At 53.3% G+C, this 26,140-nt stretch carries 19 protein-coding genes; 8 read left to right on the top strand and 11 right to left on the bottom strand.

Annotated features, from left to right (window positions below):
• Window positions 1-29: 29 nt before the first annotated feature.
• The 5 genes from murJ to ACK5LI_RS10875 all read right to left on the bottom strand — a co-directional run bounded on the left by murJ (window position 30) and on the right by ACK5LI_RS10875 (window position 7,070).
• Window positions 30-2,141, bottom strand: a complete 2,112-nt coding sequence (gene murJ / locus ACK5LI_RS10895) for a murein biosynthesis integral membrane protein MurJ (protein ID WP_416949167.1) — start codon at window positions 2,139-2,141, stop codon at window positions 30-32.
• Between the two features lie 9 nt (window positions 2,142-2,150).
• Window positions 2,151-3,038, bottom strand: coding sequence for a bifunctional DNA-formamidopyrimidine glycosylase/DNA-(apurinic or apyrimidinic site) lyase (gene mutM, locus ACK5LI_RS10890; protein WP_416949165.1), 888 nt, complete (start codon window positions 3,036-3,038; stop codon window positions 2,151-2,153).
• Between the two features lie 345 nt (window positions 3,039-3,383).
• Window positions 3,384-4,664 (bottom strand): ChaN family lipoprotein, encoded by a 1,281-nt coding sequence (locus tag ACK5LI_RS10885; RefSeq protein WP_416949163.1) that lies wholly within the window; start codon window positions 4,662-4,664, stop codon window positions 3,384-3,386.
• Window positions 4,655-5,920, bottom strand: coding sequence for a phenylacetate--CoA ligase family protein (locus ACK5LI_RS10880; RefSeq protein WP_416949161.1), 1,266 nt, complete (start codon window positions 5,918-5,920; stop codon window positions 4,655-4,657). The genes ACK5LI_RS10885 and ACK5LI_RS10880 overlap by 10 nt, the downstream gene beginning before the upstream one ends.
• A 217-nt stretch (window positions 5,921-6,137) precedes the next feature.
• Complete coding sequence (locus ACK5LI_RS10875; RefSeq protein WP_416949160.1) at window positions 6,138-7,070, bottom strand: tRNA (adenine-N1)-methyltransferase; 933 nt, start codon at window positions 7,068-7,070, stop codon at window positions 6,138-6,140.
• Window positions 7,071-7,265: 195 nt separating this feature from the next.
• Between ACK5LI_RS10875 and ACK5LI_RS10870 the strand changes: the two genes are divergently transcribed.
• The 5 genes from ACK5LI_RS10870 to ACK5LI_RS10850 all read left to right on the top strand — a co-directional run bounded on the left by ACK5LI_RS10870 (window position 7,266) and on the right by ACK5LI_RS10850 (window position 15,335).
• Window positions 7,266-8,258, top strand: coding sequence for a radical SAM protein (locus ACK5LI_RS10870; RefSeq protein WP_416949310.1), 993 nt, complete (start codon window positions 7,266-7,268; stop codon window positions 8,256-8,258).
• Between the two features lie 60 nt (window positions 8,259-8,318).
• Window positions 8,319-9,779, top strand: coding sequence for an Rne/Rng family ribonuclease (locus tag ACK5LI_RS10865; protein ID WP_416949158.1), 1,461 nt, complete (start codon window positions 8,319-8,321; stop codon window positions 9,777-9,779).
• 1 nt (window position 9,780) lies between these two features.
• Window positions 9,781-10,434: an epoxyqueuosine reductase QueH gene (locus ACK5LI_RS10860; protein WP_416949156.1), complete on the top strand. Its 654-nt coding sequence runs from the start codon at window positions 9,781-9,783 to the stop codon at window positions 10,432-10,434.
• Window positions 10,435-10,539: 105 nt separating this feature from the next.
• Window positions 10,540-11,889 carry a radical SAM family heme chaperone HemW gene (hemW, locus tag ACK5LI_RS10855; RefSeq protein ID WP_416949154.1) on the top strand — a complete coding sequence of 450 codons (1,350 nt, stop codon included), beginning with the start codon at window positions 10,540-10,542 and terminating at the stop codon, window positions 11,887-11,889.
• A gap of 107 nt (window positions 11,890-11,996) precedes the next feature.
• Complete coding sequence (locus ACK5LI_RS10850) at window positions 11,997-15,335, top strand: response regulator (protein ID WP_416949152.1); 3,339 nt, start codon at window positions 11,997-11,999, stop codon at window positions 15,333-15,335.
• A 70-nt stretch (window positions 15,336-15,405) separates the two neighbouring features.
• Here ACK5LI_RS10850 and ACK5LI_RS10845 read toward each other — a convergent pair whose 3' ends face one another.
• Both ACK5LI_RS10845 and ACK5LI_RS10840 read right to left on the bottom strand, forming a co-directional pair.
• Window positions 15,406-17,571, bottom strand: a complete 2,166-nt coding sequence (locus ACK5LI_RS10845; protein ID WP_416949150.1) for an EAL domain-containing protein — start codon at window positions 17,569-17,571, stop codon at window positions 15,406-15,408.
• 101 nt (window positions 17,572-17,672) lie between these two features.
• The gene (locus ACK5LI_RS10840) at window positions 17,673-18,728 is read right to left on the bottom strand and encodes a septal ring lytic transglycosylase RlpA family protein (protein WP_416949308.1); all 1,056 of its coding nucleotides are present in this window, start codon (window positions 18,726-18,728) and stop codon (window positions 17,673-17,675) included.
• Window positions 18,729-18,952: 224 nt separating this feature from the next.
• Between ACK5LI_RS10840 and ACK5LI_RS10835 the strand changes: the two genes are divergently transcribed.
• A complete protein-coding gene (locus ACK5LI_RS10835; protein ID WP_416949148.1) occupies window positions 18,953-19,819 on the top strand; it encodes a DMT family transporter in 867 nt (288 codons plus the stop codon).
• 126 nt (window positions 19,820-19,945) lie between these two features.
• Here ACK5LI_RS10835 and ACK5LI_RS10830 read toward each other — a convergent pair whose 3' ends face one another.
• From ACK5LI_RS10830 to dsrA, 4 genes are all read right to left on the bottom strand, one after another.
• Window positions 19,946-21,364 carry a cobyrinate a,c-diamide synthase gene (locus ACK5LI_RS10830; protein WP_416949146.1) on the bottom strand — a complete coding sequence of 473 codons (1,419 nt, stop codon included), beginning with the start codon at window positions 21,362-21,364 and terminating at the stop codon, window positions 19,946-19,948.
• 99 nt (window positions 21,365-21,463) lie between these two features.
• Window positions 21,464-21,694, bottom strand: a complete 231-nt coding sequence (locus ACK5LI_RS10825) for a dissimilatory sulfite reductase D family protein (protein ID WP_416949144.1) — start codon at window positions 21,692-21,694, stop codon at window positions 21,464-21,466.
• A 66-nt stretch (window positions 21,695-21,760) separates the two neighbouring features.
• On the bottom strand, window positions 21,761-22,906 hold the full coding sequence (gene dsrB / locus ACK5LI_RS10820; protein ID WP_416949142.1) for a dissimilatory-type sulfite reductase subunit beta: 1,146 nt from the start codon (window positions 22,904-22,906) through the stop codon (window positions 21,761-21,763).
• Between the two features lie 20 nt (window positions 22,907-22,926).
• Window positions 22,927-24,240 (bottom strand): dissimilatory-type sulfite reductase subunit alpha, encoded by a 1,314-nt coding sequence (gene dsrA, locus ACK5LI_RS10815; protein ID WP_416949140.1) that lies wholly within the window; start codon window positions 24,238-24,240, stop codon window positions 22,927-22,929.
• Between the two features lie 409 nt (window positions 24,241-24,649).
• Here dsrA and ACK5LI_RS10810 point away from each other — a divergent pair, with 409 nt between their 5' ends.
• Entirely contained in the window at window positions 24,650-24,907 is a 258-nt protein-coding gene (locus tag ACK5LI_RS10810; RefSeq protein ID WP_416949138.1) for a hypothetical protein, read from the top strand.
• A 166-nt stretch (window positions 24,908-25,073) separates the two neighbouring features.
• Window positions 25,074-25,625 (top strand): type I restriction endonuclease subunit R, encoded by a 552-nt coding sequence (locus ACK5LI_RS10805; protein WP_416949136.1) that lies wholly within the window; start codon window positions 25,074-25,076, stop codon window positions 25,623-25,625.
• Window positions 25,626-26,140 lie beyond the last annotated feature (515 nt).

Below are 26,140 nucleotides of genomic sequence, written 5' to 3'. Positions count from 1 at the left end.
TATACCAAGATCAAAACGGCTCATCATAACTAACGGCGCGCTTTACAAGCTCCTGTAAGCAGGTGTGCATCTTCCAGCCTTAACAACAAGGCCGCCCCACCATAAACAGCAGCGCCTGCGGGAACCAGCAAAGCCACCGCAAGCATCATGGAATCAATATATGTCGCAGCACCGGCAACACTGCCCCCCATGACTGCAGACATAACGGCATACAACAAGACCTGACGCGCAATACCGGTTATAGCGCAACCGGACCTGACAAGCCCGCACCACAGAAGCACCGCGTTCGCCCATGCTGAAACAGAACCGGCCAGTGCCAGCCCCACATGTCCGTAATGCGGCATCAGTAGTAGTGCCGTACCCAGATACACAACCAGCGAGGCTACACCGAACAATACGGGAGTACGTGTATTTTCCTGTGCATAAAATGCCGCCACCAATGGCCGGACAAGCGCTATGGCAGGAACGCCGGGAGCATACGCAAGCAGCGCATGCACAGTGTTCTGTGCTGCTGCGGCATCAAAAGCCCCCCTGCCGAAGATCAGCCACACAAGAGGCGTTGCCAATGCAGCAAGCCCCGCAGCAGCGGGCAGACTGATAAACAGACTAAGCCGCAAAGAAGCGCTTAATGTCTGCAAAAATTCATCCCGCCGTCCGGAGCCATGCAGAGAAGCAAGACACGGCAAAGCGGCTGTTCCCACCGCAACGCCGAACACCCCCAGCGGAAATTGTACAAGCCTGTCTGCAAAATAAAGGCTGGAGATACTGCCTGACGGCAGATACGACGCCAGCAAGGTGCCCAGCACAATGGTAAGCTGATACACAGCCGCCCCCGCCACGGTGGGCCCCAGCAGTTTGCCCACACGCGCAACGTGCGGGTCTGCCAACCGCCATGCGCCGCGCAGGGGAAAACCGGCCCGCGTGGTTCCCGCCAGCATAAACGCAAGCTGTGCAGCACCAGCCACAGGCACAGCCCACGCCAGAGTCAGCGCCATATCAACCCCGCTGACAAGCGCAAACAGCGCCGCGCCGATAAGCACAATATTCAAAATGCACGGAGCAAGTGCCGGTACCGCAAACTTATCCAGCCCGTTCAACACTCCCATGCATAGTGCCACCAGACAGATGAAAAACGCATACGGAAAACAGATGCGCACCATTTCTACCGCAGTTTGAAACAGCTCGGCATCACGCAAAAAACCGGGCGCGATAAGAGCAGTAAGCACAGGAGCAGCCAACACGCCAGCAATGCACAATACGCCCAGCACTCCGGAAACCCAGAAAAACATACTACGGGCCAGCTCGAACGCCCGCTCACGTCCCTGCTGCTCTTGTGTTGTGGCAAAAACACTCACAAACGCCATGCTCAGCGAGCCTTCACCAAACAACCTGCGTAACAGGTTGGGCAGGCGGAAGGCCACCAGAAACGCGTCAGCTAACGGCCCCGTCCCCAGCGCAAACGCAAGCACGGCATCTCTGATAAAGCCAAGCACGCGCGAAACCAATGTTGCAGACCCGATAACAGCGACGTTACGGGCCAGCCGGGTTTGGTGCTCTGCTGTATCGGCAGCACCTGAAAACGCAGGTTCCTGGCCGGCAGCAGTATCGTTTGCGGAGCCGCCTGCATGGTTGCAGCAGCCGTCAGCAGTTTCCAAGGGTCTCTCGGATGTTGAACGCTGCGACATGGATGCCTGAACAGTGGTCTGCGGATTAGCCTGAGCAGCAACCTGAACAAAATCCTGAGTGGCTGGCCGGACAATGGGTAAGGCGGAGGCCTGTACCGTGGGTTGAACAGTGGGTTGACCTGAACTCTGAGGCACACCCTGCGGAGTTGACTGATGAGAAAGCTGGCAAGTAGAATTGTCAGCGACCCCGGTCGCAGCCTGACAAGGCGCATGCCTGTGCGCCTCAAGATCCTCCGGAGACGCGGGCTCAGGCAAAGCCCGATTCGAAGTCAGATCAGAAACATTATACCCAGTCTGGTCATGCTCGTTTTTTCGGAATTCACGCGGCTTCCGGCATGGCGCCTCACATGGCGTTTCATCAGAATGCAGGCGGGAATCTTCACACGGTGCCCCTTGAGGCGCAGTGTTGTTACGGCCTTCTTTGCGCTTGGTATCTTTCTTTACGGTTTCAGACATACAGCCGGTTTATTTCTGGCAATTCACGCAATACACGGTGGTTCGCCCCGCTACTTTGGCAGTGGTCAACGCATCTTTGCACACAACGCATTGCTGCCCGCTGCGCCCGTACACCCTGAAGCTGTTCTGAAAAGCACCTGCATCGCCTTTAGCATCGCGGTAGTCTCTGATAGATGAACCGCACTCTCTGATGGATTCGTGCAGCACCTCACGCAGTTCATCATACAGCCTGCCCAATCTGCGTGCGGCAGCCTGTGCACTCCACTCGGCAGGACGCGTGTCCGGCCTGATCCCGGCGCGAAACAAAGATTCGTCAGCGTAAATATTTCCCACTCCTGCAATAACTGTCTGGTCAAGCAGCAGAGCTTTCATGGCCTTACGCCGTCCCCTGAACAGATCAATAAATTCTTTGCGTCCGATTTCCAGCGGTTCCGGCCCCAGCGTTGCCCAGAACTTCCATAACGGTCTGCTGTCAGGCGAAAGCGCCCTGCAAGAGCCGAACTTTCGAGCGTCGTCAAAAAACAATTTACGCCCGTTATCAAGCGTGAAGATAAGTCTGGTATGTACTCCTGCGGGCTGATCTGCATCGTACATAAAAAGTCGTCCGCTCATACGCAGATGAAACGCCAGCATATCAGGCAGATCGGATGTCTCTGCAAATTCGAGTGCAGCCTTGCATGTCGTGTCATCATCCTCGGGCGCGGCCAGATGAATCAGCAGCAGCTTTCCCCTGCGCCCTACGGTTGTAATGCGCCTGTTCAGCACGCAGCAATCAAAGGCATGCCTGTCGCCGTGCACCGAACCGGAGTTCCGCACATCAACAGCTACAAATTCCCGCCCTTCAAGCTCCGGCCGCAGGCCGCAGGCAATGGTTTCAACTTCTGGTAATTCCGGCATGTCACACCTTTCATTCAGACGGCACAACGCCGTTTCAATACATTCAAAATTTCCAGCCACGTGGCACACGTCATAACAGACCGCAGTACCGGACGTTATGGCAGGATACCTGTATTACCCTGCAATTTCCAGCAATTTTACAGAAACGCGGCTCCTGTTATTCAGGTTGTTTTCCTTCTATCCGGTGCGATACACAACAACTTTGTGCTGCACCCTCTGCGGTTCCGTTAATAGCCTTACCATACATAAAAAGACGTTGCCGCAACTGCTGCGGCAACGTCTTCCATTTCGTATAGTTCAGCCGGCGAAACGTTCTCAGGCTGCTGCACAAAGCAGAGACAGCTCCTAGGGCTTTGTTCCTGTCGCAGGCTTTCGGCCGTGTGATGGAGGTTCTACTTCAATCGTCATAGATGCACCATCACGCACCACGCCGAATGCCATGGGCCTTTTCTCGCGGCTGGCCCTCACACCGGCTTTGTGCAATGTCCATAGCGAGTTGACGGCATCACCGTCCACGCTTTCAATCACGTCACCGGCCTTAAACCCCGAGGCTCCGGCTGCGGAATCCGGCTCCACGTCTGTTACCAGCGCCTTATCGCCTTTCATCTCCAGCGTAAAACCCAGCCGGCTTTTATGACTGGCAGGACAGTAAAAGAAAAAGTCCCCTTCTGCAGGGTCAATAGAGGCAGTGGCCCGCCACGGCATGACAAGCAAAACCTTTGCGTCCGGGTCCAGTTTTCCCAACCTGTAGGCCAGCCCCCAGCCGTGCTCCACATGCCCGCTGCCCACGATAACCGCTACGCGGCCACCATGCTTTTTACGCGCGTCCACGGCATTCTGAGCCATGGCAGTATCCCAGATGGACTGCACCAAAAAAAACCTATCCATGCTGCCGCGCTTGGCATCAGCCGGACTTTCAGCTTCTTGCGCATCAATCTTCTTTGCCGCGCGTGTTGCGTTGGCGGTCGATTTACGCATGGCATCGTGCTGCTTGAACATCAGTTCCAACATGTCACGCTGTTCCTGCGAAGGAGGGATGATAGTTTCCGGCAGCCAGCGGCGCTCGGACTCGTCCAAAGAGTCCACACCCTGCCGCCCGACCTTGCGTACAACCTCAGACGGCACATTCAGTGCATACATAGGCAGTCCGGCACGGTAAGCGGTTTCAAAAACAGGCTTGTACAGGCTGTACGGATAGCCCCAGACATTTTTCCAGTCCACGGCTTCGGCAAAATTTTCAGGAGTAAGCAGCTCGTCCGCATCGCCGAAATGGAACAGGGCTTCATACTTATTAAAGCGGTCAAGCACTGGCTGGCGGTCTTTTGGAACCATTTCCAGCCCCACGGCAGGGCGCATTCCCATATTGACCATAACCTGCAGCAGACGAGCCTGCACAGCATGGTCACATGGAGAGGTATGCCCTTCGCCCAACAGAATATAGTCGTGCGAACGTGCCGCCTGACCAAAGGCGAGGTAGGACGCCTCGGAACCGTCAGGCATAAACAGAGTGCCTTCACGTTCCGGCGGCGTAACAGGAACTGGGGAAGGGGGCGGTTGCACAGTTGCGCAACCGCCCGCCATAAGTATCAGAATGCTTAATACGGCAAGTCTGAGGGCTAATCCCATACTCGCTTGTCCTCGATGGGACGAATCTGCGGCGGCAGGGAGCCGGGAGCAAGCACCTTAAGTTCCGGACGCAGTTTAATACGCTCACGGAAGGCGTGCAGCAGCTCGTCCTCGCGTTTGAAGTTGCTGGCTTCGATAAGCAGGGTCATTTCATCAATGCCACCGGGGTTGGTAACTTCAATCTGCCAACGCTTGATATCTTCAAAGCGCGAGATAACCTGCTCAACCTGATGCGGGTACACAAACATACCCTTGATACGGGCAGTTGTGTCAACGCGGCCTACAATGTTGCCAAGGCGCGGGCTTGTGCGACCGCACGGGCAGGGAGCTCTGTCGATGAACGACAGGTCACCGGTAGCCAGACGGATAAGCGGGTAAGTTTTGTTGAACGCGGTAACAACAATTTCGCCCACTTCACCGTCTTTCAGCGGAATGCCGGTATCGGGGTGGCAGATTTCAACATAGGCGCGGTTGGCAATGTGCAGACCGGTTTTATGGTAGCATTCGTAGCCTACGCAGCCCACGTCTGCAGTGCCGTAACCCTGACGCATGACCAGATCGAATTTCTTTTCCAGCTGGTTACGCATCTTTTCAGAGAACTTTTCACCGGTGACAAAAGCCACTTCAAGGAAAAGGTCCTTACGCAGGTTCAGGCCCTTTTCTTCAGCTTTCTGCGCAAGGTGCATCAGGTAGCTGGGAGTACCGACGTAACCGGAAACACGCAGTTTCTGCATAATCTCCAGTTGGGTTGCGGCATTGCCGGGACCTGCAGGAATGGTTGCGCAACCAAGGTTACGCAAGGGCTCTTCAAACATCAGGCCCGCAGGAGCAAGGTGGTAGTTAAAGGTGATCTGCGAAACGTCACCTGCACGGAAGCCGGCGGAATAAAACGCTTCGGTGTATCCCCAGTAATCATCCTGACGGTCTTCGGGGTCAAAAATCGGGCCGGGTGAAAGGAATACGCGCTTCAGTTCTCCAAGGTCCTTCGTAAGCAGACCGCCCAGACGCGGCCCCATGGACTGCAGAAAGATAAGTTCTTTCTTTTTAAGAATGGGGATGTGCTTCAAGTCTGCAAGAGTCTTGAATTTGTCCACATTGAACTGGGCACGGTCAAAACGCTTTTTCACGTCTTCGGAGTAGCGGTACGCATAGGACAGCAAGTCCTTGAGCTGAATGAGATAATATTGTTTGCGCTCGCTCTCGTCCAACACTTCACGGCGGCTGTATATGCCTTCTGTTCTGTCTTTACGGGTCATGCTTTCTGCTCCATCAATGAAATATGCTTACACAACGGTAGCGCAACATTATACATCAGGCTATTATACAAAGCAAGAAAAAATATTTTTTATCATACATTTCATGCTGTTGCAATGAATTTTGTATTTTTTATGCACTCTTTACGCCCCCCCCGAACAATGAAAAACGGCACCCCTTTCGGAGTGCCGTCCGTACTCACTTGTATTACAACCGATATTATTCTTCGCAGGCGGTATCCGGCTCTTCGGCGCAATCATCGCCGCGTACGCCGCCTTCTACTTCGGAAACATCTTCACGTAGCGGCTCAAGGCCAAGGCGTTCACGCCGAGCAGCTTCCTGCTTGCGCTCGCGGGTGCCCATATATTTGTAGGCATCCAGTGCGTCAACCTGCTCCTGATGGCGTGCAAAAATAAGGAATCCGGTATGCGCAACCATGCGGTCCATGGGACGCAGACGGTCGGGCACGGGCTTCCAGCCGCGCACCAGAATCTCGCACACTTCCACTTCGTCGTAGGGACCTTTTTCAAGCCCGTACAAAAGCTTGGAAACCTGATCCACGGTAGGCACGAGAAAGCCCAGCATTGCGCCGGATTTCACAGCGGCAGGGATGTGGTGCAGGTATTCCCACGGATCACGCACATCAAGAAAAAGCGCATCCGCATCGCCCGTCAGAAAACCGTTGGCAATATCCTGATGGTACAGCGTGACGTTTTTGCCAAGTCCTGCCCAGTCCAGATTCTTGCGGCACAGTTTCATAAACTCTTCGCGGGCTTCATGAGTATGAATTTCGCCCGTTTCACCGGCAAAAAAGCTCATGGCCAGAGTAAGTCCGCCGGAGCCGGAACCGGATTCAATAATTTTCCGGCCGGGACCAACCCCCAGACGCATGCATATATAGCCGATGTCTTTAGGATAAATGACCTGAGTCTGGCGCCTGATACCACGCAGCAGGTCAGGCAGTGCGGGGCGGTAAATCCGAAAAGGCGTACCGGAATGCGAGCGCACTATGGTGCCGAAGTCCGCCTCGATAATATCCTGCATGGCAACGATTCCGTCGCCGCAGTGCAAATCGGCGCCGGGTTCGACCCTGCGCAGGTATTTTTTGCCTTTGGGAGAAACCAAAAGCACAAGTTCGCCGATTTTGGGCATAGTGTCCTCCAGTATGATGGTAGCGCCCTACAGCGGCGCGCATTTCCTGTCAAGTCGATTCAGCGCGTTATGATTTTGTGTATTCCTGTTGCAATTTTTGCTGAAAAACGTTCTTATGAAGAGTCGCGGCTTGGCAACCGGCAAGCCGGTTCTGCCCAACCATCCGCCGCCGCGACGCGTAAGGACAGCCGCTACATGACCTTTGCCTATGTTTTCGGCCCCGTTGCTTCCAGCAGACTGGGCCACTCACTCGGTCTGGATCTTCTTGGCAAACGCATCTGCTCGATGGACTGCCTGTATTGCGAAGTGGGCCGGACAGACTCCCTCACCAGCGAACGCGCACCATACGTGCCTGCCAAGGACATCTTAAACGAGCTTGCGGCATGGCGGAATGAAAATCCGACGACACACGTTGACTATGTGACACTGGGCGGCTCAGGCGAGCCTACTCTGAACAGTGACATGGGCCTCATTATCTCGGGCTGTAAACAGATCATGCCCGATGAGCCTGTGGCCGTACTGACCAATGCCACACTCATGCATCATGATGATGTACGGGCCGAACTGGCTCTGGCCGATGTGGTGTTGCCTTCGCTTGATTCGCTGGTTGAATCGGAATTTCGTGCTATCAACAGACCCGCAAAAGGGATTACTGCACGGCAGATAGCAGACTCGTTGCTGTCCTTCCGCAAAGAATATGGCGGACAAATTTTTTTGGAAATACTGCTCTCACAAGGTGTAAACGATTCACAAGAGAATCTGACCCTGCTGAAGCAGTTTGTGCTCGATTTTGCACCGGACCGGGTGGATGTGACCACCCTGTCACGCCCGGGGGCCTTTGAACAGGCCAAACCTGTGCCCCGCGAAATCAGAGCAGCCTGGTGCGATGCCTTAAACGCTTGTCTGCCCGAAGCAGACCCGCAGAAGCGGACAGTGTTTTTGCGCACCGGACAGCGTGCCGACTTTACCGAGCGGGATGACCGAGCGGTAGAGACCATGCTGCATCAGACCCTGGCCCGCCGTCCTCAGACGGCAGGGCAACTGGCACTGGCTCTTTCGTTGCCGCTGGACCGTGTGGAACGGGCATTGGATGCCCTTATCCGGTCAGGCTCCGTTACGACCCTGCCAGCAGGCATCATGCAGCAAGGCGAAGGTAAAGAACCGTTCTTTGCCCTTGCCGAAAGATAACCGGCAGTTTTCCGGCGCACGGGGCTACCCGTACAATTTTTTTATCCTCATGAGGTTCTCATGGAAAAATGCCGCAAGGGTAAACGCAAGATGTTCATCAGCGTTCTGCCCGACGAACAAGTTGAAGTAGTTCTGGCAGAAGAAGGCGTCATCGTAGAATATTACGTTGAGATGGTGCATCAGGCCAAAACAAAAGGTAACATCTATAAAGGCGTTATCAACAACATCGACCCCAACCTGCAAGCCGCTTTTGTCAGCTATGGCGCAGAAAAAAACGGTTTTCTGCAGGTAGATGAAGTTCACCCCGAATACTACTCCGCCCCGCACGATCCCACCAAAGGTAAAAAATATCCCCTGCTGCAAAAAGTGCTTAAGGCAGGTCAGGAAGTGCTTGTGCAGGTGGTAAAAGAACCCACCGGTACCAAGGGCGCATTTCTTACTTCATATCTTTCTCTGCCCGGTCGCTTCCTTGTGCTTACCCCCGGCCGCGAACAGGTAGGCGTTTCGCGCAAGGTGGAATCAGAAGAAGAGCGCACACGTCTGCGCGCCCTGCTGGAAGGTGCAAGCCCCGGTCCCGGCCTTGGCCTTATTGTTCGAACCGTGTCGGTAGGCCAGAGCAAAACAAGCATCCAGCGCGACCTGCAATTCCTCAAGCGTCTGTGGAAGGATGTGCGCAAAAAGGGCACCGTGGAAAAAGCCCCAAGCCTTGTCTACAAAGAGCTTGATCTGGCCGCCCGCGCCGTACGCGACTACCTGACAGATGATGTTAACGAAGTGTGGGTGGACGATGAGCAGACGGCGAACACCGTACAGGAATTTGCCGCCATTGTATTTCCGCGACGCACCAATCTGGTAAAATTGCATAAAGATGCCGACCGCACCCTGTGGGAGCGCTTCAACATGCAAAAGCAGCTCGACCAGATTTATGCCCGTGAAGTGGCCCTGCCCAGCGGCGGCAGACTGGTTTTCGACCAGACCGAAGCCCTGATGGCCATTGATATCAACTCCGGCAAAATCGCAGGCAAGACCAATTTTGAATCCATGGCTCTGCGCACCAACATGGAAGCGGCAGAAGCCATTGCCCAGCAGCTGAAGCTGCGGGATATCGGCGGTCAAGTAGTAGTCGACTTCATCGAAATGCGCGACCGCAACCACTGGCGCGAAGTGGAAAAAACTCTGCGTACCGCCATGAAAAACGACCGCGCCCGTCATGACGTAGGCAAGATGAGCCGCTTCGGTCTGCTCCAGATTGTCCGTCAGCGGCTTGGTTCTTCCGCGCTTTCCATCAGCACCGAACCATGCCCTTGCTGCAAAGGTACCGGTCTGCGCCGCAACATGGAATGGCAGTCTTTGCAGGCACTCAAAGATATCCACAGACAGCTGAGAGCAAGCGAAACCTCTCCTTTCCAGTGGGAAGGGCCGGAAGAGCTGGCGCTGTATCTGCTTAACCACAAGCGCGAGCATCTGGTTGAGCTGGAAAACCGTTTTGCACGCAAAATAGATATTCTCGTACGGAGATAACGTGGCAAAAGTGCTCGTGCACGCCTGCTGCGGGCCGTGCTCCATAACCACATTCACCACCCTGCTTGACGAAGGGCATGAAGTAACGGGGCTTTTTTACAATCCCAATATTCATCCCCTGCGCGAATATTTAGCCCGCAGGCAAGGCATGGTGGATGTTGCGCACAAGCTGGGCATCAAGGTCATCTATTTTGACCGTGAATACTACCCGCAAAACTGGATGCGCGAGATAGCTTTCCGTGAAGCCAACCGATGTTTTCACTGTTACCGCATACGGCTCGAAAGGGCCGTATCGGTAGCCCGCAGAGGCGGGTTTGATATGGTCACCAGCACACTGCTGTATTCAAAAAAACAACAGCATGAACGTATTGCCGAACTAGGCAACGATTTGTGCGGTGACGGTAAAGTGCAATTTTTATATCGCGACTTTCGCGAAGGCTGGCAACAGGGCATTGAAACCTCGAAGGAATGGGGAATCTACCGCCAGCAGTACTGCGGTTGCCTGTACAGCGAAACAGAACGTTATGCCCGCGAACTGAAAAATGCCGATAGCCAGAGTCCTCGGGGGGTCGCAATGCAGACAGCGGAAGCCGCACACGATGGCGAAGGCTGCGAGCCGGGACAATGCGCGGACAACGGACAGGCTGCGCAATAACATTTGCGCTGACAATTCCGCAGCACCGATAAGCCCGCGGACCACGCAGGCCGCATAACTACCACAGCCAAGCGTCAATAACACCACAAGGCATCCGGAGCCGTTGTGCTGCTATACATCCACGTTCCATTCTGCCGCAGTAAATGCGGCTACTGCGCTTTTCACTCTCTGCCCGTTGCCGCGGCAGGTGCCGAAGGCATGCAGCGCTATCTTGATGCACTCCTGCGCGAAATTGCTCTGTGGGGCGACAGACTGGGCAACGTCCCCGTACAGACGATTTTTTTCGGCGGCGGCACTCCCAGCCTGCTGCCGGAGAAAGCTGTAGCTGTCATCATGGAGCGACTGCGCAAAGCATTTTCCATTGATGTCGGTGCAGAAATCAGCTTTGAAGCAAACCCCGAATCTGTAGCCAGTTACGGCTATCTTGATACGCTTTTCAAATGCGGCATAAACAGGTTGAGCATGGGCGTGCAGAGCATGAACAATGACAACCTGCATGTTCTGGATCGTCCGCACAAAGTCCGCGATGCTATACAAGCCTTCTACGCTGCGCGCCAGGCAGGTTTTGCCAACATCAATCTGGATCTCATCTGGGGGCTTCCCGGTCAGCGGCTTAAACTGTGGCTGGACGAACTGAAAGCCATTACCGATTTAAAGCCTGACCATCTTTCCTGCTATGGTCTGACGCTGGAAGAAGGAACTCCGCTTGAACAGGCCTGCCTTAAAGGCCGTTTTGAGCTGCCTGATGAACAGGAGCAGGCCCGCATGTTCATCTACGGGGCGGAGTATCTGGAATCACGCGGCTACATGCAGTACGAAATTTCCAACTTTGCCCGAATGGGCTTTCAATGCCGTCACAATCTGGGCTACTGGGAGGGTGCGGATTATCTTGGTTTCGGCCCGTCTGCCGTTTCCACTTTGTACGGCAGACGCTGGGAAAACCCGCATGATCTGAAAGAATACGCCAACCGCACCACACAGGGTACAATAGCGCACGATGCTGAATCGCTTTCGCCGCTGGAACGAGCCGAAGAGCTTATCATGCTGCGTCTTCGCACTTCACGCGGGCTACGCGTGAAGGCATATCGCGACCTTACCGGACGGGATTTTCTTAAAGAACATAAGATGCTTATTCATGCTTTGCATCGCAACAAGCTGGTGCGCATCCGCGACGGCTATCTGCGCTTGACCAGAAATGGTATGCTGGTGTCGAATACGATTCTGGAAAATATCTTCGACGCGTTGCCTGATGAGCTGCCTACCGTTCTACCTGACGAGTTGGCAGGACAGCCTGCAGCGCCGCTGTCTGCCACAGCCTCTGAAGGACAACCGCAGGAGCCTCTGGTTGCGTCCGTGCAAGCAGACTTTCAAAATCAGTCCGTGGATAATACAGATAGACAAGCAACGCATGCTGTAAAAGCATCCACTAAAGGACAAAGCGACACAAAGACGTAACCTGATGATGCAATCATTGGAAAGGAGCTGCACAAGTCCGGCAGCTATCTTTCCTGACTCCGCCGGAAAGTCGCTGACCGGCGTAACCGGAAGCAGACGGGACAGCCATGAAACCTTTCCATCTCGGCTCACATGCGCCTCGCGGCACCATTGCCGCTTTGCAGCTTATTGTCGTGATGTTGCTTATCGGCCTGCTGTTTTCCATTTTTTCACAAAAAGAAACCCACCTGTCTCTCGCCCGTGTGGCCCTGCAATCACAAGCCAGCATCCTTGGCGAACGACTTTCCGCCACGCTATCCGGTATTGATCTGGTTTTGCTTAACACACAGTCTTCAGCATCAGCACTGCTGCAGAATATAAAAATCTCGGCTGATCCGCCCCTTCCGACAGCACTGCCGTTACGCTTGCGGTTGCCGACACCTTCGTTGCTGCACTCCAGCGTGTCAGATATCCTGCTGTTTGATGCCAGCGGGCAAACCATTGCCAGCTACTCCGGCAAAAAACTTCTTCAGCAGACAGACCTTAAAGAATTATTCCGCCGTCACCGGGACAGCTGGCACGAATTTTCATTACTCCTTCAACCGACTTCTCCCGACAGCACCTATAACTCTCCGCAAATCTTCATCAGCCGGCGCGTTGTAGACGACTCCGGCATGTTCATAGGCATCCTGAGCGCCATAATAACTCCGGAAGCCCTGTACGACCCTTATCTGGACGGTGCGCTGCTGAATATTGATACGGTGCTGCTGGTAGACCATCAGTATCGCATCATTGCCAGCTGGCCCGCACAAAGCAGCCCCTATACGGGGTTGCATATTGAAGAGGTAGAAGGTCTGCGGGGCATCGAAAAATCTCTTATCGGCGGAGGGCTGGTAAACAGCGAGACCAGAGACTTCTTTGTTTCGTCCTATCAGATGTCGCAATTACCCCTGCACATTATCACCATGCGAAGCAAGACGGTAACTCAGCGCCCATGGCAGGCATCGTTGCATCGTTACCTGATGTTTGCCACCGCCCTGTTTATGATAACCGCCGCCCTTGCCATCACCGGGATACGGCAGCACCGCAAGAGACGGGACGCGGAACAAGCCCTGCAACGCAGCGAGCAACTGTATCGGTCCATCGCGGAAAGCTATCCCAACGGGGTATTGATCATCTTTGACGGGCAAGGCGTCATCCAGAAAGCAGACGGGCAGCTGCTCGGGCATATGGGATTGCAAAAATCCGATATTGAAGGAAAAACAGCGCAGGATGCGCTTCCTCCCGCTGCGGGACGTAATCTTGCCGCACATCATTCTGCAGCATTAAAAGGACACCCTGTACATTTTACCCTGATGCTGCGGGGTAAAATATACATGGGCCACAGCCTGCCTTTTTCATGCGAGACGCATGTCAGCGGAGGGATGACAGTACTTGAAGACATAACAGAGCTGCAGCAGACGCAGGCCCGCCTGCGCGAAAGCCAGAACCTGCTGCGCGAAGCCCAGCGGCTGGCAAAAATCGGTCACTTCGACAGACAGTTTGTTACCGGCAACATATACTGGTCTCCGGAACTGCTTACCATGGCCGGACTGCCTCATGATTTTGATGTGACCAGTGCTCCCGGACTGCTGGCACAGATTGCTCCGGCCATTCCGCCTATCTTCGAGGCTATGATCAACTCTTCCAACCATGAATCCATCAGCTACAAAGAAGCCGGCATCCCCTACCGGACTGTTGATGGAGAGCACGGGTACGGGCTTCTGCGGGCAAAGCTACTGCGGGACGCTTCCGGCAATCCGCTACGGCTGACCGGAACATTTCAGGATATTACCGAAGAACACAACACACGTATGGCGTTGCTGCAAAGCGAAAACCGCTACAGGGCGCTCTCCGGCAACCTTCCCAACGCCGCGGTCTGTCTTTTTGACAGCGAGCTGAGACTGCTCATCGCAGACGGCAAACAGGTTGAGGTACTCGGGCTGAGCCGTGAAACACCGGCAGGAAGTTATATTCCGCAACTTATGCCACAGGCCCTCGCCATCATCCTTGAGCCGCTGTGTAAACAGGCTATCGCGGGACAACGCACACAAATGGAAGTTGTCCATGGTAACAAAGTGCTGGAAGTGACTGTTGTCCCCGTACCGGCTCATATCGGGGGAAATGACGGCCTTGTTGTGGCGCTGGACATTACCAAGCGTAAAGCTACAGAAGCTGCTCTTAAAGATGCTCTGCACGCTGCGGAACGCGCGGCGCGGCTTAAATCGCAATTTGTCGCCAACATCAGCCATGAACTGCGCACGCCCATCAGCGGCATCATGGGCATTACAGATGTAATGCTTACACGCACTCAGGAAGAAAAAAATAAAGAACATCTGGAGATGATCCGAAATGTCGCGGAGTCACTGAGGCTGGTTGTAAACGACATTCTGGATTTTTCACGGCTGGAAGCAGGCAAAATGCCTCTTAACGCAACGTCCTTTAATTTGAAAAAAACAATCGAGCAGGCCATCGGCCCCTTGCGTATACAAGCCCAGCAAAAACGCCTGCAACTGACCGTATCACTGGAAGCGGAACTGCCTGATTTAGTACTGGGAGACTCCGGCAGGCTGGGGCAGATACTCACCAACCTTGTTGGAAACGCAGTCAAATTTACGGACTCAGGCTACGTAAAAATCAACGTTGCCCGCTCTGAAGGAGACTTCATAAACTTTGTTGTGCAGGATACAGGACCCGGTATTCCTTCCGAAAAACAACATCTGCTATTCCACAGCTTCGTCCAGATCGACGGCACCCTGTCTCGCCAGCATCAAGGAAGCGGTCTGGGGCTGGCCATTTCCCGCAGTCTTGCCCTGCTTATGGGGGGTAATCTTGTCTTTGAGCCTTCTGTAACTACAGGCAGCCGCTTTATCCTTACTGTTCCGCTGCCCGAAGAAGACCAGACCGACGATGCCCCATGTGCTCACACGCAGACTCATGTTGCCGGCAGTGATGCGGAACCGGTCGGGACTTTTAACCTTGAAGCTGTGTCGCCGTATACATCCAAACAGCCACCGGTTGTTTTCAGCCAACAGGTGGCTACAGCCGGTCATATATTACTGGTTGAAGATAACCCGCTTAATCAGGAATTTCTGACGTTGTTCCTGCTGGAGCGCAGGTACAGCGTGACAACCGCATCTTCCGGCTACGAAGCTTTGGATGTTCTGGAAAAGGAAACATTCGACGCAATCCTGATGGATGTACAGATGCCGGGCATGAACGGTCTGGAAACAACAATGAAAATTCGCACCTCCGGCGCTGTGTGGGCTGATATTCCCGTCATTGCCCTGACCGCGAATACCATGCCCGGGGACAAGGAACGTTACCTTTCGCAAGGGCTCGACGGTTATGTACAAAAGCCTGTCAACAAAAATCAGCTTTTTTCGGAGCTTACACGTTGCATAGTAAACAAGCAGCAACAAGACTAAGCGCAACTGAAAAAGGCCGCATACTCTGTATGCGGCCTTGTGTCTTCTGATTAAATACAAATCTTCCAGCTTACGCTTTCACGGCATCCACCTGACTTTCATGGTGCACCACAAAAGCCTCAAATTCATCTGCAGGTAGCGGCTTGCTGAAGTAGTATCCCTGCACCTCCGCACAACCGTTCTCGCGCAGGAACTGCAGCTGTTCGTCTGTTTCCACACCTTCTGCCACAACTTCAAGCGATAAATTGCGGCCCATGGTGATGATCGTGGAAACGATACTGGCATCGCCGTCGTCTGTCATGATGTCGCGCACAAATGAGCGGTCAATTTTCAGCGTATTAATGGGGAAACGCTTAAGATAATACAGCGAAGAATGCCCCGTGCCAAAGTCGTCAATGGCGATCTTCAGCCCCATGGCATTCAATTGTTCAAGCAACATGACAGTCTGCCCCATGTCCTGCATCATGGTGGTTTCCGTCACTTCCAGCTCAAGGGCATCGGGCGGGATACCGCTATCGCGCAACGCTGCTGCCACCCGTTCTGTCAGGTTTGCCTGAAACTGCCGTGCCGAAATGTTTACAGACACTCGCAGATGCTCCCATCCTCGCTCGTTCCAGATTCTCATCTGCTCACATGCTTTACGCAGCACATGCTCGCCAAGAGCAACGATAAGGCCGGTTTCTTCCGCAACAGGGATAAACTCTGCGGGGCTGACAACCTGACCGGACTCCGGCATCCAGCGCACGAGAGCTTCCATGCCCACCAGCCTTCCGCTGATAATATTAATTTTCGGCTGGTAAAAAACATGAAACTCGTCGCGCTCAAGCCCTTTACGGATGCTTTTTTCGATCGCCAGCCTTCGTGTCACCTGCTCTGTCATTTCCGCGTCAAAGTGCAGATAGCGGCTGCGGCCCTGCTCTTTGGCTTTGTACATTGCTATATCTGCATTTTTAACCAAGGCATCGGCATCAGCACCGTCTTCCGGCCAACATGTAAGGCCAAGGCTTACAGATATAAAAAGCTCGTGGTCGTCAATGACAAAAGGTCTTGTAAATGCCTCAAGGGTTTTATCCGCCAGTTCTACAGCGTGTTCCTTGCTGCCTTCAACCAGCAACGCAAACTCGTCACCGCCAGTTCTTGCCAGCAGAGCCACAGAGCCTACAACGTCCTTCAGACGCCTTGCAGCCTCAAGCAGCAACTTGTCGCCCATGGCGTGGCCCAGGCTGTCGTTAACATTCTTGAAGTTATCAAGGTCAAGCATAAGAACGACAAAATTCCCGCCTTTGCTCTGCATACGTTCCGAAATGGCTTCTTTCAGACGTGCTCGGTTCGCAAGGCCGGTAAGTTCATCATGGTATGCCTGATACAAAATCTGTGCTTCTTTACTCTTAAGCTCTGTAATATCATGAAAAATACCCACAACACCGGCATTAGCGCCAACCCTGTCCTTAAAAAAGGACTTGAACAGTACCAGCTGCATAGGCGCACCGGTGGAATCATTCAAAATAAGTGTACACGACTGAGGACGACCGTCCGGCAGCAATGTCTCACTGCTTTCCAGAGCACTGCAGGCTATTTCTTCGGGCAGCAAATCTTCTGCCCTACGTCCCACAATTTCATCTTTACCCAGATTCAGGACATGGCAAAAAGCAGCATTACACCCAAGATACCTGCCTTCCAGCGATTTAAAGAAGACGGGGTTAGGCATGCTTTCAATAAGCGCTTCCAAAAACTGATTCTTTTCCTGCAGTAAATTTTGAAACTCAATCAGACGTTCGTTGGAATCGCGAAGCTCCTTAGTGCGCTCTGCAACTTCAAGCTCCAGACGTTCCTGATACCTTTCACGCTCTTCCAGCAGCTTTGCCCGTTCAAGGGCCTTATTCACCGCATGTTCAAGCACGACCATGTCGCTGATCGGCTTTGTCACATAGTCCCATGCACCATGGCGTAACGCCTCTACAGCTTCTTCCAGAACGCCTACACCGGAAACAACGATAACAGGCAAGCGTTTGTTAACCTTGCGGATGGCGCTTAAAAACTGCATTCCGTCCATAACAGGCATACGCAGGTCGACCAGCACGATATCGGGATTGGTTTTTTCATAAACTTCCAATCCCATCTTACCGTTTTCTGCCTCAACGACGTCAAAACCGCTGTCCTCAAGGTAGGCAACAATGTTGTCACGTACGTTTCTATCATCGTCTATAGACAAAACTCTGGGCGGGTCATGCTGCATAGGAACACCTTATCTGCCAGAAGTGCGAATATGTAAGTACCGAACCATAATAAACTTACTATATCAGGGCACTGTTTTGCAAAAGGAAAAGCGCGGTACGGCTATTTTGAAATAACTTTAACAAACCCATTGTGACCTGCATTTTTCAATGCGGCAAGTCTGTTATTAGCATCTTGTTTAGCCTCAAATGGTCCGATTATAACAATCCATAAATCGGCCTCCGGTGCTTTACGATACCACCGGCTTTTCTCAAAGCCCTTTTCACGCAGCGTAAGGGTGTAGTTTTTTGCATTATTTCTTTTACTGAAAGCGCCCACCTGTATATAGTAACCATTATCAAGCATTGCCTTTACCGGATCCGCATCCACCTTAGTTGGCGGATTTTGATTCTGGGCCACCGGCTTTACTGCAGGCTGTCCGGCGAGCTTTGCTTTCTTTGCAGAAACATTATCCGCAGCTGGTTCCACCTGTATGGATTTATGCTCTCTTTCGGCAACAGGCTTCTGTGCTGAAGCTGTCGGGCGTGAATCTGCGACCGGTGCATTTTGTGCCGGACTATTAGCCGTAACATCTGTTACGGCGACAACCTTTGCTGTTTTTTTGGCGGCATCGGCTGTTTCACCTGTTGTGGCATTGGTTGTCGCAGGGGCTTCACTACCTGCATTTTTTTCTTCCTCAGCCTTATCGGTAGTGAGAGGAGGCTTGGCAACTGAGGCAACCAACCCTGCAGTCCTGTTCTCATGTGCTTTTTTTATCACCGCAGGAACAACAGCCTCAGGCTCTTTGCCCGCTATCACACTTTTATCCATCGGCTCTATGCGCACCAAGGCTGTGCCCGCTTCCAGCATTCCAAGGTCACGAGCAGCTCTATGTGATAAATCAATGACAAATTGTTTTTTAAAAGGACCCCGATCATTAATGCGCACAATAACGGTCTTACCGTTTTCCAGATTCACCACCCGCACAATACTGCCTAAAGGCAACGTCATGTGCGCAGCGGTTAACGCATTCATATCAAAAGGCTCTCCGCTTGCAGTCGGACGTCCCTGAAACAGCTCGCCGTACCATGAGGCACGCCCTTCCAGTAAGCTGGGCGGAGTCTTTTGATTTGCCGCACCGGCATTTCCCGCAAACAACAGGCACAAGGACAGAGCCACTCCTGCCAGCACTGCATTTTTCAACCACTTTTCAAAAAGTCCCGAAATAGCTATCGACTGCACCTTGTTATATCCTGTATATGCCGTACGGCATGTAACGTTAGTTTGTTCGTGATTTTTCCCCTGCGCTGATGCCGAAGCACCTGCCGCAGACAGCACCGGTGATATCAACGCCGATGCGGCATACTAGCATATTATCTTCAAAACTCTATGACATGACGCGCATGGTATACGTAAAACTTATTGTTTCGGCACTGATTTGGGGCGGCACATTTATTGCCGGTCGTATTGTCGCGCAGGAGCTCCCCCCGTTTTCAATCTCTTTTCTGCGATTCGCACTTGCAGGCTGCTGTCTGTACGTTCTGGTAAGGATGCATGAAGGCGGCCTGCCCCAGCTTACCCGCAAAAGCTTTCCAGGCATGTTGCTGCTAGGCCTTTCCGGCGTATTTGCATACAACGCCTTTTTCTTTCTCGGGCTTCAGACAGTTCCGGCAGGACGAGCAGCGGCTATTATTGCGCTTAACCCTGTGTGTATTGCTCTTTTTGCCGCATTACTGCTGGGTGAGCCCCTCTCCCGCACACGCCTTGCCGGAATAGGTTTATCAGTCTTCGGAGCCATCATTGTCATTTCCAGAGCAGACCCTCTCGCATTATTCACACACGCTCTTTCAGCAGGCGATCTTGCGATCTTCGGCTGTGTGGCAAGCTGGGTAACATATTCCCTTGCCGGACGAAAAGTAATGGTGCACGCAACCCCTCTGGCCAGTGTAGCATGGTCGTGCATTATCGGTGCGGGGTTACTGCTGCCTTTTGCCGTTTCAGAAGGGCTCATTAACAGCTTTACAACCATCTCCCTGACCGCATGGCTCTCCATTGCGTATCTGGGTGTTTTCGGAACCGTTGTTGCTTTTACATGGTTCTATCAGGGCGTAAAGCAGATAGGTGCTTCACGGGCCGGAGTGTTCATTAATTTTGTTCCTGTAAGTGCTATTATTCTTGCCGCCGTATTGTTAAACGAGCCGATTCCGTCTTCTCTTCTTGGCGGGGCACTGGTGGTTGCCACAGGCGTCATCATGACCAACAGAGCATGATCTTCGCTACAGCAGGCTTTCAGCGGCAGTTACGGGAAAGGAACAAAGAGTGTCGCCTGTACCTGACAAGGCCTGACTGAAACTACTATCAAAAAGCCTGAAAACTTTAGTTCCGAGCCATGCCAGCTACTTTAGCGGATTGCTGGTACGATGCGATTTGTACTCTCTTGCGGCGTTAACAAAGTTCAAAGCCCAATGAGGCTCACCCAAAGCAAAAAGGTGGGTGTAGCTTGCAAACGTATTGCGGACAACCAGTCCGTCTGCATCAGCGCCCATACCCTCCCCACGCTCCATCTTCAGCGAGTAGCAGACCTTATGCCCTGCCAAAGCCTCTGCACGGGAATAGTGAAACTCGTGTCCGCGCACCTGAGTGCCTTTTGCGTGAAAAGGATTCTCTTCCACTACGGACGCTTCCACATACCCGAGCCCTTGCGGACGTGAATGAATGGTCGTGCATACGGGGAACACGCCCGACATGGGATACTCCCGCCCTTCGTATCGCAACATAGCGCCAAGATACATAAAGCCGCCGCATTCCGCATACACAGGCATATTCATCTCTGAAAAACGGCGGACTCTGTTACGTGCGGCTTCATTTGCGGCAAGCTTTTCTGCCAGCGTTTCCGGAAAACCGCCGCCAAGATATAAACCATCCAGTTCAGGCCATTCGGCATCGTCCAGAAGGCTAAGTTCCACAAGCTCAGCACCTGCACGGCGCAACGCTTCGAGATTTTCCTCGTAATAAAACCAGAGGGCTGCATCACGGACATACCCTATCCGCACGGATGCTGAGTCCGGTTTTGCTCTAGAGGATACAGGTAGCAGATCCCATACGCTGTCGACCGATTTCTGTTCCGGTGCGGCTGCGGCAAGATCCCAGATACGATCTACATCAACATGTTTTCTAAGGTAGGCCGCGACAGCATTGAGCGGTCCGGCAACGTCATCCATCTCGGTGTCAGACCACAGGCCCATATGCCTTTCAGGAATGGGGTTCTCGCACATTCGTGGCAAGGCGCCCAGAACGGGGACATCCGTATACTGCTCGATGGACGAACGCAGAATCGCACGGTGTCTGTCTGTTGCCGTATTATTCAGCACCACACCGGCGATATTCAATCCTTGCTCAAAATTGACCATACCTGAAAGAATGGCGGCGGCGGTGCGCGTCATCTTGGTACAGTTCATCACCAGCACTACCGGTGTATTCAAAAGCCTTGCAACCTCTGCCGTGGAACAACTGCCGGTAACGTCTTTGCCGTCAAAAAGCCCTCTGTTGCCTTCAATCAAGGCACCATCGTAACCTTGGGCGGCAGTCCAGAAAAGAGCCTGCATCACATTTTGCGGCACCAGAAAAGGATCAAGATTTGTCGCCTGATTTTCTGTAGCCAACGCCAGCCAGCGCGCGTCGATATAGTCCGGCCCTTTTTTAAAGGGCTTGATATTACGACCGGCCAAAGCCCATGCCCGGCTGACGCCAAGGCTGACTATCGTCTTGCCGGAACCACCGTTAAGTCCCGCAATTATGACTCTTGGAATACGCACCAAATCCCTCCTGCACCTTCTGGTGACATAAAAAAAGCGTATGAACTTTGCAGTTCATACGCTGTTCCGTCAAGAAGGCGCACCTTCCGGGCAGAAATATTATTCGCCTTCAGCACTAGCCTGCTTGCCAGCGCCCTTCAGGCCGTACATGGTGGTGGAACCGGAAGACCAGAATTCCAGAACTTCTTCGTTCACCAGCTTGGTCAGAATCTTCTTAACTTCACGGGGCTTCATTTCAGGGAACAAAGGCAGGAAGTCGTTGAAGTAGAACTTGGACTTAGACTTAGACTTGGACTCGATGAATTCGACGATAATCTGCTTTTCATCCATTATAGTATCCTCTCTGGGATGAACCGGGCGGGGAAAACCCCCGCCCGGCATAATTGGCTCTGTGGCCTAGAACTTGAACTGGGTGCTCTGACGCCAGGTGTAGTAGGCCGGATCACGGAAGTCGTCGATCAGGTGGTGAGTAAACTCAAGGCCGGTCAGCTGGAAGAAACGTTCCCAACCGATACGCTCGGCCCAGTCACCCAGACGCTCGTATTTCATAGCGTTTTCGGAGTAGACTTCGATGATGTGCTTAATGGTGTTGGTCAGCGTGGGCCAGCGAGGAGTCTCGTTGGGGATGTACGCAACAACAACCTTGGAGAACTTAGGCATGCTGATACGGTTAGAAACCTTACCACCAACCATGATAACGCAGCCGTCACCTTCGCCATCAGAGATGGGCAGTGCGGGGCACATGGTGTAGCAGTTACCGCAGTACATGCAGCGCTCGTTCTTAATAGCGATGGAGTTCATCTTCTTGCCATCCAGTTCCACCTTGGTGGGACGAACAGCAGCGGTGGGGCAGGAAGCAACAGCCAGCGGAATTTCGCAAAGCTGGTCAGTCCACTCGTGGTCGATCATCGGAGGCTTACGGTGAATACCAACGATACCGATGTCGGAGCAGTGAACGGCGCCGCACATGTTGATGCAGCAAGCCAGCGAAATACGCACAGGTGCGGGAAGACGCATGCTCTGGAAGTCTTCGAAGACTTCGTCCATGACAGCCTTAACCGGACCGGAAGCGTCGGTTGCGGGGGTGTGGCAGTGTACCCAACCCTGAGTGTGAACGATGTTGGAGATACCGGCACCGGTACCGCCTATGGGGAACTTGTTGGAGCCACCGGCAAACTTGCGGGAAGCAAGATCTTCACGCAGAGCGTTGGCAGCTTCTTCGGTTTCAACCATGAACTCGACGTTGTTACGAGTGGTGAAACGCAGGTGTCCGCCGCAATGCTTGTCTGCGATTTCGCAGATTTCGCGGATATGAGTTACGGACATCAGACGAGCAGCACCAACACGAACGGTGTAAACCTTTTCACCGGACTCGGCGACGTGAACGAGCACGCCGGGAGCGATGATTTCGTGGTACAGCCACTTACCCTTGTTACGTGCAATAACAGGCGGGTAGAACTGAGCAAAATGCTGCGGGCCAATGTCGGTAATACGACCTTCCATCGGTTTTTCGGGATTGTATCCAGAAGAGATGAATGCCATTTTTTGGTACCCCTCTTAGGTTAGCGCTGGTGTCTCTTACGGTATTCCTGAATGTCACGATCCCAACCGCCGGGTACTTCTTCTTCCTTGAAGAAGATGTAGGGGTTGGAACGGGGCTCAACCACGTGCTGGGGCTGCGGAGTTACATTAGCAACTTCAAGCAGCTTCTGCAGGCTCAGACGCTTGATGGTCTCGCCGATACGCTCGCGGTTTTTGCCTTCTTCCATCCACCAATCCCAGATGTTCTCGATGACTTCCTTGATCTCGTCCCAGGGATCCTGAGCTTCGATGAAGGGAACAACGAGGGAGCCCATCTGAGCACCGTCGAGGATAGGTGCCTTAGCGCCAACAAGGATGGATGCGCCACGCTCGTCACCGATACGGACAGCGCGGGGCATGGTGTTGATGCAGTGCATGCAACGTACGCAATCCTTAGCGTTAACGGACAGCTTGGAGCCGTCCCAGCTCAGGGCCTTGGAGGGGCAGCGGTTTACAACTTCAGCTTCGATGTCGAACTTACCCCAGTCGCGGCCGCTGTGAGCGCCAGCGTTAGGAGCGATGTTACCGGCAACGTATTCAGCAACTGCGTCCTGATCGATCTTGATGGAGTCTTTCCAGGTACCGATCACAGAGAAGTCGGAACGTGCGATAGAAGCAACGCAGCCGTTGGGGCAGGCGTCGAACTTGAACTTGAACTTGTAGGGGAATGCGGGACGGTGAAGTTCGTCCTGGTATTCCTGAGTCAGGTCGTAGCACATCTGCTGGGAATCGTAGCATGCGTATTCGCAGCGGGATTCACCAAGGCAAGCTGCGGGAGTACGCAGGTTGGAGCCGGAACCACCAAGGTCGGTTTCCAGATTGTGGGTCAGTTCCCAGAAAATCTCTTCCAGCTGGGGAGTGGTGGTGCCCAGCAGAACGATGTCACCGGTAGAGCCGTGCATGTTGGTCAGACCGGAACCACGCAGATCCCAGATGTCACAGAGCTTACGCAGGTACTCAGAGGTGTAGTACTTACCTGCGGGCTGGTTTGCACGAACGGTGTGGAAGTGAGCCACGCCGGGGAACTGCTGGGGCTGGTCACAGTAACGGCCGATAACGCCGCCGCCGTAACCGAAAACGCCTACGATGCCGCCATGCTTCCAGTGAGTTTCACCGTCGTTGTAGGACAGCTCAAGAACACCGAGCAGGTCTTCGGGGCAATCCACAGGAATCTGGTAATCCAGACCCTTGGGATTCTTTGCCCGCATTTCGGCTTCCTGCTTAATGTCGGACACGAAGCTGGGCCACGGCCCGGACTCGAGCTGGTCCAACTTGGGGGTTGCATGTTTAGCCATTGCCTTACCTCCACATTGGTTAGTTTATGTTCACAACCATACATGAATTCGCCTCCCCCCCTGTAACATGGGGAAGAAGCGGTGTTTTCGGTTTTTCCAGTGCTTGGTCAGTGCACTGCGTCCGCCGAAAACTACGTGATTTTTTGGACAAAGTAATTCATTGCTAGAAGCAAAAGACCGCTTTGTCAAGCCCTGCAACGCATGTAAAGCCCTTACCCTCGCGCACTTACAGCAGCACCGCAAAACAGCAACGTGCAGCCACTTTGTCAGATAGTGACCTCAAGCTGACACTCCACGGACAATAGGCTTCCTCTTGTCGGTTTTACTTGACGAACATCCGACATTAAGGTCACACGCACGGGCAGGCAGTGCACCATGCCTGCCATGGCAATCTACAGTGAGGTACAGCATGAGAGACGATAAGGGACATTATTACTATCCCGACCCTTCCAATAAGCAGGTCCGTGTTTACGTACGCAACGGCCAGCAGTCCATTGAATTTCGCCTGTGGCATCAGGACAGACCCGAAGTGTGGGAACAGCATGAATGGATTCCCATCGAAGTTATCCGCAATGCCGCAGAAATGTATCGGGGCATGGGCCGCGACAGCAATCCCATGGCTCTGTACGACGAAGCTGTGGCGCAGGTGCTGCTGAAAAGCAATTAATCCTCCCGCGCTATGTGCATGGCCTCAGGATGCAGAAAACCGCCTGCATCCTGAAGCTGCGCACAAGGAATTCTTTTTTTCACAATCTCTTGTTTCTTCTGCCTTGCGTCTTACCTTATAAGCATACGATTTCCGAGCAACAGTTCCGCTTCCGCCGGAGAGAATAATGCACGAAGTAAGCCTTGGCCTCAGCATCCGCGACTATCTGACAGGCGAAAACGTAGAGCAGACCACCTACGAAGACCTGCGTCAGGCTCTTGCCCGTATGCTTGTAGAAGAGCTGGAGTATCCCTCCGAATCTCTTGTCCCTAAAGTCTCCGTCCGGTTTCCCGTAAACGGCGAGGAATACTGCCGCACTGTTGATCTTGCAGCACACGATGTCACCGGCGCACCTTTCTTTTTCCTGCTTTTTGTTCCCGGTCAGGTTAATACTTTTGTACGCGAAAGCCTTGCCGCGGCCAGACTGGCTGCCGGCGGACCTGTTCCGCTTATAGCCATCACAGACACGCGTGACGCACTGCTGCTTGAAACAGCCACAGGTACCTGTCTGGGAGAAGGTATGCAGGCTCTGCCGCGACACAAGCACGCCCTGCAACTTGCCGCACAGAATCCCGTCCCCGAGCTGTCAGCGGACAGAATCCTCAAAGAGCGTAAAATACTGCACACCTACAGCGAGTTTATGAAAACATGCTGTGATGAATCCCTATGCATGCTGTAGCACGTTGCTACACGCCGGCGGCGCGCTGCCCTCCCCCCTTGCAGCGCGCCGCCTCTCTTGACAAATATGTCAATCCATGGCCAGATACAGGCAGGTTTGGAATCTGCTGTCTTTACTTCCCGGACATTGCCTCATCGAATCAGATGACATACAAAGAGCCCACAAGCCACCGTCAGAAGTAGCCAGCCTAGGCGTATTGCCGTGTTTTTCCGGAGTGATCCGAAACGGCACTGACACGCCCTGAGCATACAAAAGAACCTCTGTTGTCATAAAAGACCGCTTCTGATGCCATGCATCGGCCGGATGCTGTACCAGTCTTTCATACAGCCCGTTTCCGGAACACGCCGCCCTTGCGTGCGGTTCTGCCGTTGCACAGCACAGGCACGGCACAAAAATGTAAGTTGCAACACCGCCATAGACTGCGGTTCACTGTATCGGAGGCTACATGTCCACCCGCTGGATCAAATCAAACATGCAGGAATTTGCACGGGACGTCATGCGTGAGTTCTGCCTGT

The organism is Oleidesulfovibrio sp. (assembly GCF_047973035.1).
Lineage (GTDB): Bacteria > Desulfobacterota > Desulfovibrionia > Desulfovibrionales > Desulfovibrionaceae > Oleidesulfovibrio.
This window is presented reverse-complemented; position numbering and strand designations above follow the sequence as displayed.

What these genes read in the sequence shown, in the direction of transcription:
- murJ (WP_416949167.1), bottom strand. Translation starts at nt 2,141, where the DNA reads ATGTCTGAAACCGTAAAGAAAGATACCAAGCGCAAAGAAGGCCGTAAC.
- mutM (WP_416949165.1), bottom strand. Translation starts at nt 3,038, where the DNA reads ATGCCGGAATTACCAGAAGTTGAAACCATTGCCTGCGGCCTGCGGCCG.
- ACK5LI_RS10885 (WP_416949163.1), bottom strand. Translation starts at nt 4,664, where the DNA reads ATGGGATTAGCCCTCAGACTTGCCGTATTAAGCATTCTGATACTTATG.
- ACK5LI_RS10880 (WP_416949161.1), bottom strand. Translation starts at nt 5,920, where the DNA reads ATGACCCGTAAAGACAGAACAGAAGGCATATACAGCCGCCGTGAAGTG.
- ACK5LI_RS10875 (WP_416949160.1), bottom strand. Translation starts at nt 7,070, where the DNA reads ATGCCCAAAATCGGCGAACTTGTGCTTTTGGTTTCTCCCAAAGGCAAA.
- ACK5LI_RS10870 (WP_416949310.1), top strand. Translation starts at nt 7,266, where the DNA reads ATGACCTTTGCCTATGTTTTCGGCCCCGTTGCTTCCAGCAGACTGGGC.
- ACK5LI_RS10865 (WP_416949158.1), top strand. Translation starts at nt 8,319, where the DNA reads ATGGAAAAATGCCGCAAGGGTAAACGCAAGATGTTCATCAGCGTTCTG.
- ACK5LI_RS10850 (WP_416949152.1), top strand. Translation starts at nt 11,997, where the DNA reads ATGAAACCTTTCCATCTCGGCTCACATGCGCCTCGCGGCACCATTGCC.
- ACK5LI_RS10845 (WP_416949150.1), bottom strand. Translation starts at nt 17,571, where the DNA reads ATGCAGCATGACCCGCCCAGAGTTTTGTCTATAGACGATGATAGAAAC.
- ACK5LI_RS10835 (WP_416949148.1), top strand. Translation starts at nt 18,953, where the DNA reads ATGGTATACGTAAAACTTATTGTTTCGGCACTGATTTGGGGCGGCACA.
- ACK5LI_RS10825 (WP_416949144.1), bottom strand. Translation starts at nt 21,694, where the DNA reads ATGGATGAAAAGCAGATTATCGTCGAATTCATCGAGTCCAAGTCTAAG.
- dsrB (WP_416949142.1), bottom strand. Translation starts at nt 22,906, where the DNA reads ATGGCATTCATCTCTTCTGGATACAATCCCGAAAAACCGATGGAAGGT.
- dsrA (WP_416949140.1), bottom strand. Translation starts at nt 24,240, where the DNA reads ATGGCTAAACATGCAACCCCCAAGTTGGACCAGCTCGAGTCCGGGCCG.
- ACK5LI_RS10810 (WP_416949138.1), top strand. Translation starts at nt 24,650, where the DNA reads ATGAGAGACGATAAGGGACATTATTACTATCCCGACCCTTCCAATAAG.
- ACK5LI_RS10805 (WP_416949136.1), top strand. Translation starts at nt 25,074, where the DNA reads ATGCACGAAGTAAGCCTTGGCCTCAGCATCCGCGACTATCTGACAGGC.